General features: G+C 75.9%; 11 protein-coding genes. 9 read left to right on the top strand and 2 right to left on the bottom strand.

Translation table 11 applies throughout. The features are described 5' to 3' along the window. The first annotated feature begins 196 nt into the window (after positions 1–196). The 4 genes from FVA95_RS33695 to FVA95_RS12360 all read left to right on the top strand — a co-directional run bounded on the left by FVA95_RS33695 (position 197) and on the right by FVA95_RS12360 (position 6527). Positions 197–4714, top strand: coding sequence for a nitrate- and nitrite sensing domain-containing protein (locus tag FVA95_RS33695; RefSeq protein ID WP_149664342.1), 4518 nt, complete (start codon positions 197–199; stop codon positions 4712–4714). Continuing rightward, the gene (locus tag FVA95_RS12370; protein ID WP_020623626.1) at positions 4711–5139 is read left to right on the top strand and encodes a roadblock/LC7 domain-containing protein; all 429 of its coding nucleotides are present in this window, start codon (positions 4711–4713) and stop codon (positions 5137–5139) included. Before FVA95_RS33695 ends, FVA95_RS12370 begins: the two co-directional genes overlap by 4 nt. A 76-nt stretch (positions 5140–5215) precedes the next feature. Continuing rightward, positions 5216–5929: a DUF742 domain-containing protein gene (locus FVA95_RS12365; protein WP_205015834.1), complete on the top strand. Its 714-nt coding sequence runs from the start codon at positions 5216–5218 to the stop codon at positions 5927–5929. 28 nt (positions 5930–5957) lie between these two features. After that, positions 5958–6527, top strand: a complete 570-nt coding sequence (locus tag FVA95_RS12360) for an ATP/GTP-binding protein (protein WP_086002304.1) — start codon at positions 5958–5960, stop codon at positions 6525–6527. Positions 6528–6605: 78 nt separating this feature from the next. Here FVA95_RS12360 and FVA95_RS12355 read toward each other — a convergent pair whose 3' ends face one another. Then, positions 6606–8936: a helicase-associated domain-containing protein gene (locus FVA95_RS12355; RefSeq protein WP_149664341.1), complete on the bottom strand. Its 2331-nt coding sequence runs from the start codon at positions 8934–8936 to the stop codon at positions 6606–6608. 126 nt (positions 8937–9062) lie between these two features. On the opposite strand from FVA95_RS12355, the gene FVA95_RS12350 reads away from it, so the two are divergent. After that, positions 9063–9245: a hypothetical protein gene (locus FVA95_RS12350; protein ID WP_020623622.1), complete on the top strand. Its 183-nt coding sequence runs from the start codon at positions 9063–9065 to the stop codon at positions 9243–9245. Positions 9246–9247: 2 nt separating this feature from the next. Next, the gene (locus tag FVA95_RS12345) at positions 9248–9850 is read left to right on the top strand and encodes an NTP transferase domain-containing protein (RefSeq protein WP_020623621.1); all 603 of its coding nucleotides are present in this window, start codon (positions 9248–9250) and stop codon (positions 9848–9850) included. Positions 9851–9922: 72 nt separating this feature from the next. On the opposite strand, the gene FVA95_RS12340 is transcribed toward FVA95_RS12345, so the two are convergent. Beyond that, positions 9923–10528 (bottom strand): transglycosylase family protein, encoded by a 606-nt coding sequence (locus FVA95_RS12340; protein ID WP_020623620.1) that lies wholly within the window; start codon positions 10526–10528, stop codon positions 9923–9925. Positions 10529–10984: 456 nt separating this feature from the next. Here FVA95_RS12340 and moaC point away from each other — a divergent pair, with 456 nt between their 5' ends. The 3 genes from moaC to FVA95_RS12325 are packed head-to-tail and all read left to right on the top strand — an operon-like array spanning position 10985 to position 12419. Continuing rightward, positions 10985–11494, top strand: a complete 510-nt coding sequence (gene moaC / locus FVA95_RS12335) for a cyclic pyranopterin monophosphate synthase MoaC (RefSeq protein WP_255474644.1) — start codon at positions 10985–10987, stop codon at positions 11492–11494. Next, positions 11491–11973 carry a molybdenum cofactor biosynthesis protein B gene (locus tag FVA95_RS12330; protein WP_062403845.1) on the top strand — a complete coding sequence of 161 codons (483 nt, stop codon included), beginning with the start codon at positions 11491–11493 and terminating at the stop codon, positions 11971–11973. Before moaC ends, FVA95_RS12330 begins: the two co-directional genes overlap by 4 nt. Further along, positions 11970–12419 (top strand): molybdenum cofactor biosynthesis protein MoaE, encoded by a 450-nt coding sequence (locus FVA95_RS12325; protein ID WP_020623617.1) that lies wholly within the window; start codon positions 11970–11972, stop codon positions 12417–12419. The genes FVA95_RS12330 and FVA95_RS12325 overlap by 4 nt, the downstream gene beginning before the upstream one ends. Positions 12420–12563 lie beyond the last annotated feature (144 nt).

Below are 12563 nucleotides of genomic sequence, written 5' to 3'. Positions count from 1 at the left end.
GCACAGACGGGACCCGACACGATCCTATCCGTCCGACTCCCCCGGGACGCGGCAACCGCCGCCCCGTGTCGGTCGCGATGCGGTCGAGCGGTCCCGTCGTGACCCCGAAAGGCGCACCGGACCAGCTGATGCTCCCCGAACTCGTGCCCGCCGCGCCGCCCGTCCCCGGACCGGAGACCGACAGGGAGATCTCGCCGTGACCACCGTGACCAGCACGGAACGCCCGAGCACGTGGTCGGAGCGACTCGACCCGCGGAACTGGAGCCTGGTCGCCAAGCTGGCGGTCGTCGGCCTGGTCCCCACGGTCCTCGCCCTGTCCATCGGCGCCATCCGCGTCGTCGACCAGGCCAACGTGGCCGAGGAGCTCAGCCGCGGCAGCGGACTGGTCGACGTGCACCGCCAGATCGAGACGCTGACCGGCGCGCTGCAGAACGAGCGTGACGCCGCGGTCCGCTTCGTGGCGGGCAACCGGCTCGGTGACCGGGCCGTCGTCGAACGGGCGCAGGCCACGACCGACCAGGCGCTGCAGGCCACCACGGCAGGGCTCGACACCGCCGAGCAGCAGGCCCCCGACCTGGCCACGGCCCGCCGGCAGGCGGACACCACGCTGGGCCAGCTGCCGGTCATCCGGTCGCAGGTCGCCGAGGGCCCGACCCCGGCCGCCGACCTCACCGGCCGCTACACCGCGGTCGTCCAGCGCACGCTGGGACTCGACCGGGCCCTGGTGGGGCGGCTGCAGACCGCCGACACCGCGGGTCTGACCACGGCGATCGCCGCCGGGGCGAGCGCCCGCGAGGCCCTGCAGCTCGAGCGCACCGTGATCGGTGGCGCGCTCGCCGCGGGGACGCTGGAGGAGCAGCAGCGCGCACAGGCCACCGGTGCCGAGGCCTCGTTCCAGGCCGCGGCCGGTGACTTCCAGTCGTCGCTGACGCCCGAGCAGGCCCAGTCCTTCGGGAACTTCGCCGCGGGCCAGGCGAACGCCGAGCGCAACGCCCTGCGCGACCAGGCGCTGTCGGTCCCGCCGGGCGTCGCACCGCCGGTGGACCCGAACGCGTGGAACACCGCCGTCGACCGGTCGGTCGCCGCGGTCGACCAGTCCACGGCAGCCGCCCAGCAGGCGTTCGTCGACGGCCGCGCCAGGGCCGCCGAGCAGGCGGGCAACACCGCGGGCCTCAACTCCGTGCTGCTGATGCTCACGATCCTGCTGACCGCGGGCATCATCCTGCTGCTGGGCCGGCAGATGGTCCGTTCGCTGCGCCTGCTGCGCAGCTCGGCGCTCGAGGTCGCGGAGCAGAAGCTGCCCGCGGCGGTGCAGGGCATGCGCTCCGGTCAGGCACCGAACGCGCTCGTCGAGCCGGTCCCGCTGGACAGCCGCGACGAGATCGGCCAGGTGGCGCGGGCCTTCGACGCCGTGCACGGTCAGGCCATCCGCCTCGCCGCCGACCAGGCCGCGCTGCAGCAGAACGTCAACTCGATGTTCGTCAACCTCTCCCGCCGCTCGCAGGCACTGGTCGAGCGCCAGCTGCAGCTGATCGAGCAGCTGGAGAGCAACGAGCAGGACCCGGACCAGCTGTCGAACCTGTTCCAGCTGGACCACCTCGCGACCCGTATGCGCCGCAACAGCGAGAACCTGCTGGTCCTCGCGGGCACCGACCTGGCGAAGCGGAACGTGGCGCCGGTGCAGGTCGTCGACGTCCTGCGGGCGGCGGTGTCGGAGGTCGAGCAGTACCAGCGGGTCGTCGTGCAGACCCCACCGAACGCGACGATCGCCGGTCGTGCCGCGAACGACCTCGTGCACCTGCTGGCCGAGCTGCTGGACAACGCGACGAACTTCTCGCCGCCGGACTCGCAGGTCGTCATGACGACGACCCGCACCGCCGACGAGTCGCTGCTGATCGAGATCTCCGACCGCGGCGTCGGCATGACCGACTCCGAGCTGGTCGACGCCAACCAGCGTCTGTCCGGCCCGGCCGAGGTCGACGTGTCGGCCTCCCGGCGGATGGGCCTGTTCGTGGTCGGCCGGCTGGCCGCCCGGCACCGCGTCGGCGTCCGGCTCGCCTCGGCAGCCGTCGGCGGCGGCTCCGGTGGGCTGAGCGCCTCGGTGACCGTGCCGCCGCAGCTGGTGCCCTCGGCGCAGCTGCCCGAGCAGCGCCGCGACGGCGATCCGGGCAGCTGGGGCGGCGTGCCGCCCCAGGGTGGCGACCAGCACGCCCCGCAGGCCCCCGCCCCGGCGCTGACCGGCGGCGGAGCGCCCGACGGGCCCCCGTCGGCCGCCCCGACCGCGGTGAACGGGAACGGTCGCGGTGGTTCGCTGCCGTCGATGGTCGCGGGCTCCGACGGCCCGATGACCCCGACCTTCGAGGCCGGTGCGTCCTCGTCCACGACGCCGCGCAACGGCTCGGGCTCGAGCCTGCCGACGCGCCGTCCGGGGTCGTCGCTGACGAAGAACGCGGCCCCCGGCGACGCCGGTGGGCAGACCGCCGACGGGCCGGCCCCGACCCTGAACGGGTCCGCCCCGCAGGGTCTGTCGGCCTTCGCGCCGTCGCAGGACGGGGCGCGCGACGCGCGTACCCCGGCCGACGTCTTCACCCCGGCCGACGAGGCCGGCCCCGGTCCCGCCGACGGCGACTCCCCGCGCGGCGCCGAGGCGTTCCGGGGCACCGGCCCCGCACCGTCCGGCGCCGATGACCGCCCGTCCGGCGACGCCAGCCCCGGCGCCGAGGCCCTCGCCGACACCGAGCACGGCGCCGAGGGCACCGAGTCGGCCGAAGGCACCGAGTCGACGGAGACCCTGGCCGACGGCACCGACAACGCCGACAGCACCGCCACCACCGAGCGCGCCGGCACCGAGGCGGACCGCTCCGGCGGCACCGCTGCCCCGTCGGCGGCGGCCGCACTCGGGCTGGCGGGTGCCGCTGCGGCGGCCGCCGCGGCCCGGGCCCGCGGTGACCGTGACATGGACGACACCGTCGTCCTGGACCGGGCGATCGGTGACGGTCCCGAGGACCGCCGGCAGGCCCCGGCCGACGACGAGGGCGCCGAGGCGACCGACGCCGGATCCGACGACCGGGACGGGGCCGGTCAGGACCGTGCCGCCCCGGGCACCGACGGGACCCCGGACCACCGGACCAACGGCACGGTCGCCGACCGGGACACCGACGGCGACACCGACGGGTCCACCCCGCAGGAGACCCCGGTCGCGGCCCGCACGAACGGCATCGCGCCGTTCCCCCCGGCCCCCGCCGACCGCGCGGACGCTCCCGGCACCGACGGTGACGCCCACGACAAGGCCGACGCCGCGGACACGGCCAACACCGAGGACGCGGCCGACGCCGAGGTGAGCGCCCCGTCCGGCGACACCGACCACGCCGACGCCTCCGGGGTCGCCGGGGTCGAGGCGGGCCACACCGGGTCCGACCTCGCCGAGGACGACGCCACCGGTGCCGCCGGCTCGACGGACACTCCCGGGACCGGTGCCGACGGCGCCCGCCCCGCGGACACCGCAGCCGAGGACGGCGCCGCCCGGAGCACCGGGGCCCGAGACAGCGGCACCGGGGACAGCGGCACCGGCGATGGCAGGACCGGGGACACCGGCCCGACGCGCAGCGACCCCGAGACCGCGGGATTCCCGACGGTCCGCACGTCCGGCCGCACGCCGATGGGCGGACCGCTCCCGGCCCGCACCAACGGGTCCCGCCCCTCGCCGTCGCGCCGCCCGGTCATGCCGGTCCGCGGCGCCGGGCCGGCGCTGCCCACCCGCGGTCCGGGCCGCCAGGGCCCGCCCCCGGCACCGGCCCGCGGCCCGCAGCAGCCCGCACCCCAGCAGGCTCAGCCGGTCCAGCGGCAGGCCCAGCACACGGACGGCCGGCAGTTCCCGGAGGCGCCGCAGGCGCGTCCGGGTCAGCAGGTCCAACCGGCGCCGGGCCGGCAGGAGCCCGCACCGCTGCCGAAGCGCGAGGGTGGCCGGGCCGGCGGGCCGGCGAGCCTCGCCGCGGCCTCCGCCGCCTCCTCGCAGGACGAGCTGTTCGCGCCGAAGGTGGCCGTCGAGGGTGATCGGGGGCAGCTCCGGCGCCCCGGGGCGGTCGAGTCGGCCCGGGCCCAGACCGGGTTCGACATGGGCCAGACCACCCCGATCTTCGACGACATCGCCTCGGCCTGGTTCCGCTCGAACCGGTCGGTGCCGGTCCGCTGGCAGGACGCCGCCGGACCGAACGGTGGCACCCCGGCCGGTGCCCCGGCCCCCGCAGCGGCCGACGCCGCGTCGCCCCCGGCGGCCTTCGCCTCCCCCGCCGACGACGTCTGGCGGCAGGCCCGCGAGGCCACCGACGGCGACGAGTCGGAGACCGCCGGTGACGAGCTGACGACCGCCGGACTGCCCAAGCGACGCCCGCGGGCGCGACTGCTCCCGGGCAGTGCGGCAGGATCGACGGTGCTCAGCCCCGCTCCGGCGGAGCCGAGGGACGCCGAGAGCGTCCGTGGCCGTCTCGCCAGCTACCAGCAGGGCGTGCGTCAGGGCCGGGAGAGCGCTTCCGGTGTCCGTCGCAACGCACTCACCGGCACGACCGAGACGGTCGACGGCGACTCCGACCAGCACGACCCGCAGGACCAGCACGACCGGCAGGGCCCCCGGGCCCCGCAGGACACCACCGCGACCGGCACCCCCGAGCCCGCCGCGGACCGACCGAACTCGTCCGACCCCGAGGAGAACCAGTGAGGGCACCGCAGGCACAGCCGAGCCAGAGCCGTTTCGGCTGGCTGGTCACCAACTTCGCGGAGCGCGTCCCGGGTGTCGCGCACGCCATCGTGGTGTCGACCGACGGACTGCTGCTGACCGCCTCCGACCGGCTGCCGCGCGACCGGGCTGACCAGCTCGCCGCCGTCGCATCCGGTCTGGTCAGCCTGACCCAGGGCGCCGCGCGCTGCTTCGACGCCGGTGGCGTCGTGCAGACCGTCGTCGAGATGGACCGCGGGATCGTGCTGCTGATGTCTATCAGCGACGGGTCCTGCCTGGCCGTGCTCGCCTCGCCGAGCTGCGACATCGGCCTCGTCGGCTACGAGATGACGCTGCTGGTCGACCGGGTCGGCCAGCTGCTCACCCCGGAGCTGCGCGCCGAGCTGCAGGGCTCGTTCGGGCCCTGAGGCCACGACTCCGGACCCGAGGACGCGTTACCGTCATGCACCCCATCCGAGGATCGACCAGAGCGGGTGAGATCCGATGACCCAGGACCCGGGCGGACACGGCCCCGAGCCGACGTTCGCCGACGTCATGAACGGGTTCAGCCTGGACTCCAAGCGCACGCCCAAGAAGCGCCGATGGGGGCGCAACCGTCCGGAGGACGATGTCGAGCCGGAGGGTGCCGCCCCCGCGCGTCGGGTCCCGCCGCCGAACCCGGCCGAGGTGACCGGCCCCATCGGCGGGTCGGCGGCCTACGGGCTGCCACCCACCCCGGCCGAGCTGGAGGCCCACCGGGGCGGTGACCGGCCGGACCGGCCGGACCGGCCGGCGCCGCAACCGGCCCAGAACACGGGGCAGAACCCCACGTACGACCCAGTGGCAGCGCCGCCGCCGGTGCCCCCGTCCGCGGGTGGTGCCGCCTTCGTCCGGCCCTACGCCTGGACGCGGGGACGGACCAAGTCGGGCTACGAGCTGGCCATCGAGACCCTGGTCTCGGTCAGCAACCGGGCCCGCAGCCAGCTGGAACGGCTGCCGATGGAGCACCGCTCCGTCGCCGACCTGCTGCTCGAGCAGACCCGCTCGGTGGCCGAGGTCGCGGCGCTGTTGTCGCTCCCCCTGGGCGTGGCCCGGGTGCTGCTCGGGGACATGGCCTCGAACGGCACGGTGACCGTTCACCAGACCGCGAGCACCCCCGGCAACGCGCCGGACCTCGCGCTGATGGAAAGGGTGTTGAGTGGACTCCGTCGGCTCTAGGCCACAGCCGCCCCAGCCCGCGGCCGGGATGGCCCGTGCCGCGACGATGTCGGCCAAGATCGTGGTGGCCGGTGGGTTCGGCGTCGGGAAGACCACCTTCGTCGGGTCGGTCTCGGAGATCATGCCGCTGACCACCGAGGCGGTGATGACCGAGGCGAGTGCGTCGCACGACGACCTCTCCGCCACCCCCAACAAGCGGTCGACGACCGTCGCGATGGACTTCGGTCGTGTCTCGCTGGACGCCGACCTGGTGCTCTACCTGTTCGGCACGCCCGGCCAGCAGCGGTTCTGGTTCATGTGGGACGACCTGGTCCGCGGCGCGATCGGCGCCGTCGTCCTCGTCGACACCCGGCGCCTGGCCGACTCCTTCGCCGCGATCGACTTCTTCGAGGACCGCGGACTGCCCTACGTCGTGGGTGTCAACGCCTTCGACGGGCAGCTGCAGCACAGCCTCGACGACGTGCGCGAGGCGATGTCGATCGACCCGGCCGTCCCGATGGTCGTGTGCGACGCCCGGCACCGGCAGTCGACCAAGGAGACCCTGATCGCGCTGGTGCAGCACGCGATGCACCAGCGGATGGCCGCCGGCGCCCGCTGACCCGTGCCCGACGGCGGCGCCGGCACATCCCGTGCCGGCGCCGCCGCGGTAGCGCGTCCCTCCTGCGAGGGGCCCCGTTCAGCCCCGGGCCTGGTCGCGCCCGGCCGGCTGCTCCGCTCCGGCGTCGACCGGGGCGATCGAGGTGATGCGGTGCAGCTGGATCCGGCGCAGCTCGCCGTCGAGCGCGTCGCGGCCCTCGACGTAGCCGCCGCCGACCGAGACCGGCGCGAGCACTCGGTCCCCGGCGACCCCGTGGGCGTCGACGTAGCCGATCCACACGGTCCGGCCCTCGCGCACCGCCTCCTGCAACGACGCCAGGTTCCCGGTCGCGCCGGTGAGCTCACGCCGCCCGGCGACGCTGTCGCGCACCCCGGCCAGGCGGTCCCCCGCCCGCAGCCGCTCGACGAGCTCCTCGGCCCGGTTCGTCGGGGACCGGTCGACGACCCGGCCGGCGTCGCGGGTACCGCGCCGCAGCCGTGGCTCGGTGCGCCGCCCCTTCGGCCCGAGGTCGACGACGGCACCGCCCGCGTCCTCGGCGGCCGGGCTGAACCCGGCGGCCCGCAGTCCGTCGAGCACCTCGGCCAGCGGCAGCGAGCTGACCATGACGGTCGGGGCGATCCGGCGCAGACCCAGCTCCTCGGCCGCGGAGTGCGCGAGCACCTCGGACAGGAGCACCTCGTCGTCCGAGCGCAGGAAGCAGCTGACCGCCCCGCCGCGCAGCCTGCCGTGCCGGCGGGCGACGTCGTCCACCAGATAGGTCAGGGTCTGCGGGACCGGGGTGCGGGAGCGGGCCTCGAGGATCGCGCGGACGTCGTCGGCGGTACGGCCGGTGTCCAGTGCCCGGCGCAGGCTGCGCTCGGTGAAGCGGTACACCGTGGCGCCGCCCGCGGACTCGACCTCGGCCAGGATCGCGAGCTCGTGCGCGAGGTCCGCCGACAGCCGCCCGGGTGCGACGGCGGTCAGGTCGGCCTGCAGCAGGATCTCCTCCACCGGGGCGGGCAGCGCCGCGTGCAGTGCGGCGGCCAGCTCGGTGGGGTGCCGGGTGGGGTGCGCCGGGTCCGGGCGCAGGGCCGGGTCGAGGAGCACCCGTCCGGCCGTGGTGAGCGCGTCGAGGGCGACCACGCCGATCGCGGTGGCCTCGGCGACGGTCCAGCCGACCGTCTCGTCGCGCAGCCGGCCGCCGCGGCGCGGGGCGTGCCAGGCCAGCAGCCGCGCCAGGTCCTCCGGTGACCCGACCGAGGTGCCCGGTGCGAGGTCGGCGAGCGCGTCCAGGACGCGACGGCGGTCCCGCGCGGCGGGGGGACGGCGCGGCCCGTCGGACAGGGCGGTGATCGGCTTGCCGGTCTCGTCGCGGCGCCCCACCAGCCCCGGCAGCCGCGGCAGCTCCAGCCAGGCCTGGGCCAGCACCGCCCAGCGGGACTCCTCCGGGCCGGTGCCCCAGACGTCCCAGGTGGTGGTCGGCAGCCACTCCGGGGTCACCGACTCGGTCGCCCCGACGAGGTCCGCGGCGTACAGGACCTCCAGGATCAGCGCCGCGGTCGGCTCGTCGGTGTCGGCCGCCTTCGCCGCCCGCTTGAGCTCGCGGACGCCGAACCCGCCCGACCGCAGCACCGGCACCGACTCCCGCGCCAGCCACTCCAGGAGCAGGTCGGTGCGGCGCAGGAACTCCAGTGCGGCACCGGCGCCGGTGCCGTCGACCACCGAGGTCTCCCTGGCGCGCAGCGGGACGTCCGGCCGGGACAGGTCCAGCGGCCCCATCGGACGGTCGCCGCGCAGGGCGAGCGCGACCTGGCGGGGCAGCTCGACGGTGTCGGCGTCGCGGCGCACGAGCAGTCCCTTGTCGAGGAGCGACCCGACCGGCCCGGCGGAGCCGTTCGCGTTGCGGGAGCGGCCGACCGGCGGGCCCTGGGCGAGGACGTCGAGGACCTTGCGCTCGTCCTCGCCCACCTCGGCGAGCAGGGTGTCGAGCTCGGAGCTCGCGGCCGGACCGGTGGCGGGGGCGCCGAGCCCGGCGGGCCACGGCCCGACGACGTCGGCGGCCGCGGGGACCAGCGACACCGCGTCGTCCGGGCCCCAGACCAGCGCGCGGTCGCGCAGCGCGGTGAGTCCCTCGGCGACGGTGGCCGCGTCCACGTCGGGGCCGAGCCAGCCGCGCAGGCCCGCGCCGGGGGTCGTCGCGTCGACCGGGGTCCCCCACGCCGTCGCCAGCACCAGCGCGTCCAGCACGGTCAGCGCCACGGTGCCGAGGTCCTCGCAGGCGCGCTGCACCGACGCCCGGATCGAGGCGCGGGTCGCGAGCACGGTGAGGTCGCCGGGGGGTGGGACGGCGAGGTCCGGACGTGCGCGCAGCAGCGCGGCGAGGAACCCGTCGTCCTGCCCGCGCAACCACTCGACCAGGGACGTCTGCATCGTCGCCAGGGTAGTCGGACGATCGCGGGCGCACCGGGGCGGACAGCCGCGCCCGCGTCCGCGATACTGGACACAGGAGACTGCCGCGGTCCCGCTCGGGACCGGACGACGACGCTGGAGGACGCGATGGCCGCCAAGCCCGCGAAGCAGGACCGGATCCACCCGGAGTGGCCGCACTCCGAGGACGGCGACCACCCGGTCACCGAGCTCCTGGGCAGCGTCCAGGGAAACATGTCGCCGTTCGGTGACATCGAGTTCCCGGTCGCCAGCGTGCCCTACGAGCACCCGGTCACCGAGATCAACCGCTGACCGTGGTCGCCGGTCTGTTGCTCGCGGGCGGCGCCGGGCGCCGCATGGGCACCCCGAAGGCGCTGGTCCGGCTGCACGGCGAGCCACTCGCGGTGCGGGCGGTCAAGGCGCTGCAGGCGGGTGGGTGCGGCCCGGTCACGGTCGTGCTCGGCGCCCGCGCCGACGACGTCACCGACGTGCTGCGCAGCGCGGGCCTGGGCACCGACGGCAGTGACGTCGGTGTCGTGGTCGCCGAGGACTGGGACGAGGGCATGGGCGCGTCGCTGCGGCGCGGGCTGGGGTCGCTGACCCACCTGCCCGGCACCGGCGCGGCGCTGGTGCACCTGGTCGACCTGCCGGGCATCGGGCCGGAGGCGATCCGCCGGGTCGCCGAGGGTGCGGGACCGTCGTCGCTGCGGCGGGCCGCGTTCGACGGCGTCCCCGGACATCCCGTCCTGATCGGCCGGGACCACTGGTCGGGCGTCGTCGCACTGTCCTCCGGGGACTCCGGCGCCCGCGACTACCTGGCCGGCCGCTCCGACGTGGAGCTGGTCGAGTGCGGCGACGTCGCCGTCCCCGACGACGTCGACACCCCGGGGCAGCTGCGCCGCCTCGCCGGGACCTGAGCCGCCGCACCGGCCCCGACACACCCGTGCCCCGGTCCCTCCGCGAGGGGCCGGGGCATCGTCGTGCCGGGGTCAGATGTTGATGACCTGGCCGGGGGTGATCAGGTGCCCGGCGCCGAGGCCCGGGTTCTTGGACAGCAGGTTCTTCCAGTTCGCGATGCCGTGCGCGGCCGCGATCTTGCCCAGGGTGTCGCCGGACTTCACCGTGTAGGTGCCGCCGGACGACGCCGCGGGGGCGCTGGCCTTCACCCGCTCCGGGGCCCGGGTGCCGGCGTCGGTCTCCAGGGTCCGCGGCGTGGCGGACCCGGATGCACCGGTCTTGGACGAGCAGGACGGCCAGGCGTTCCAGCCCTGTGCGGCCAGGACCTTCTCGGCGACGGCGATCTGCTCGGCCCGGGTGGCCTGGTGCGCCGACGCGGCGTACTCGCCACCGCCGTAGGCCTTCCAGGTGCTCGGGCTGAACTGCAGGCCGCCGTAGTAGCCGTTGCCGGTGTTCGCGGCCCAGTTCCCGGTGCTCTCGCAGTGCGCGAGCGAGTCCCAGGTGGAGTCGGAGGCGGCGTTCGCGGTGCCCACGACGGTCAGCATCGGGGCGCCGAGGACGGCACCGGCGACGGCGGTCCGGACGATCGTGCGGCCGGCGGTGCTCGGTTTACGGTGTTTCCCACGGTAACGAGGCATGGCAGGTCTCCCGCGTGACGCCACCCGAACCGCACCCGGGGAGTGGGTGCCCGTACCGGCAGCCGGGGGAGCGGCCACCGATCCGTCTGACGATCGGACCTGTCCCACACCGATACCTCGGGGGCCGGTGACCGCCGGACAGGGAGCGTTGCGGCACCGGAGCCCGGCCGCATTGGGGGAGTCGGCCGAGCCGGGACCGAAGGTAGGTCACGTCAGAGCGACGCGAAAGTCGACGGCGACACGGCGTGGCGTCGGACGTACCGGACACCCGATGGCCAGGTCTCACGTTTGCGCAGGTGACAAGCCCCGATCACGAACCGGAAACGTTCGCGCAAACGGTTCGATCAGTTCCACAAACGTGATACAGATCACAGTCGTTGCTCCATCCGGAGGCCCCGCCTCGGGCACGGGGAGTGGCGGGGGCCACCCCGTCGACGCCCCCCGTACTGTCGGGGTGTGACCACCGAGCACCGCCGGCCCGACCCCGCGCTCAGCCACGTCGACGACGCCGGGGCGGCCCGGATGGTCGACGTGTCGGACAAGCAGCCCGGCCGCCGCGCCGCGGTCGCCACCGGGACGCTGCACACCACGGCCGAGGTCGTGCGCCTGCTGGAGACCGACGGTCTCCCCAAGGGCGACGCACTCGCCACCGCCCGCATCGCCGGGATCATGGGCGCCAAGCGCACCCCGGACCTCGTGCCGCTCTGCCACCCGATCGCGATCAGCGGGGTGACACTCGACCTGACCCCGGCCACCGACGGCGACGCCGGCCGGGTCGCCATCCGCGCCGAGGTCCGCACCACCGACCGCACCGGGGTGGAGATGGAGGCCCTGACCGCGGTCGCCGTCGCCGGGCTCACCCTGCACGACATGATCAAGGCCGTGGACCCGGCCGCCGTGCTCGACGCCGTACGCGTCGAACGCAAGGAGGGCGGCAAGACCGGCCTGTGGGAGCGCGGGGCATGACCGCCGCACGCACCGCCCGGGTGGTCACCGCCTCCAACCGCGCCGCGGCGGGCGTCTACACCGACCGCGGCGGGCCGCCGATCGTCGCCTGGCTGCGCGAGCGCGGCTACGACACCCCGGACCCGGTCGTCGTGCCGGACGGGGAGCCGGTCGGACAGGCGCTGCGGGCCGCCGTCGCCGACGGTGTCGCGGTCGTCGTCACGACCGGGGGCACCGGTATCTCCCCCACCGACGCCACCCCCGAGGTCACCCGGGCCGTGCTCGACCACGAGATCCCGGGCCTGGCCGACGCGATCCGCCGCGCCGGGGAGGAGAAGGTCCCCACTGCCGTGCTCTCCCGTGGCCTGGCCGGGGTCGCGGGCCGCACCCTGATCGTCAACCTGCCCGGCTCCCCGGGCGGGGTGAAGGACGGCCTCGGCGTGCTCGCCGGGGTCCTCGACCACGCGGTCGACCAGCTGCACGGAGGAGACCACCGATGACCGATCCCGCCACCACGCGGACCGCGACGGTCCTGCGTGCGGCCGTCGGCGAGGAGCCGCTCGACGTCGAGGAGCACGCCCGCCTGGTCGAGCACGCCGCCGCCGGCGCGGTCGTCACCTTCGCCGGTGTCGTCCGCGACCACGACGGCGGGAAGTCGGTGCACGGGCTGGAGTACAGCGCGCACCCGACGGCCGCCCGGATCGTCGCCGAGGTCGCCGAGCAGGTGGCCGCGCACTCCCCCGGCGTCCGGGCGCTCGCGGTGAGCCACCGCGTCGGCCCGCTCGACATCGGCGAGGTGGCCCTCGCCTGCGCCGTCGCCGCCGAGCACCGCCGGGAGGCGTTCACCGCCTGCGCCGAGCTCGTCGACGAGGTGAAGCGCCTGCTGCCGGTCTGGAAGCACCAGCGGTTCGCCGACGGTTCCGACGAGTGGGTCAACTCCACCTGAGCCCGCTGCGCGCCCCGGAACGGTGGCGCACACCCGGAACGACGGAACGGCCCGGGTCCGCCTCCCCACGAGGGGAAGGGGACCCGGGCCGTCGTCCGCCGGGGCGGGTGCTGGGGACACCGCGCGCCCCGTGCCGTCCGTCCC

The sequence above is a fragment of the Pseudonocardia sp. EV170527-09 genome, from assembly GCF_008369905.1.
Classification (GTDB): Bacteria; Actinomycetota; Actinomycetes; order Mycobacteriales; family Pseudonocardiaceae; genus Pseudonocardia.
Note: the sequence above shows the minus strand (reverse complement) of the source record. Positions and strands in the feature narration are given on the sequence as shown.

Coding starts and splice junctions, on each gene's coding strand:
- FVA95_RS12365 (WP_205015834.1), top strand. CDS start 5,216: ATGACCCAGGACCCGGGCGGACACGGCCCCGAGCCGACGTTCGCCGAC.
- FVA95_RS12360 (WP_086002304.1), top strand. CDS start 5,958: ATGGCCCGTGCCGCGACGATGTCGGCCAAGATCGTGGTGGCCGGTGGG.
- FVA95_RS12355 (WP_149664341.1), bottom strand. CDS start 8,936: ATGCAGACGTCCCTGGTCGAGTGGTTGCGCGGGCAGGACGACGGGTTC.
- FVA95_RS12350 (WP_020623622.1), top strand. CDS start 9,063: ATGGCCGCCAAGCCCGCGAAGCAGGACCGGATCCACCCGGAGTGGCCG.
- FVA95_RS12340 (WP_020623620.1), bottom strand. CDS start 10,528: ATGCCTCGTTACCGTGGGAAACACCGTAAACCGAGCACCGCCGGCCGC.
- FVA95_RS12330 (WP_062403845.1), top strand. CDS start 11,491: ATGACCGCCGCACGCACCGCCCGGGTGGTCACCGCCTCCAACCGCGCC.
- FVA95_RS12325 (WP_020623617.1), top strand. CDS start 11,970: ATGACCGATCCCGCCACCACGCGGACCGCGACGGTCCTGCGTGCGGCC.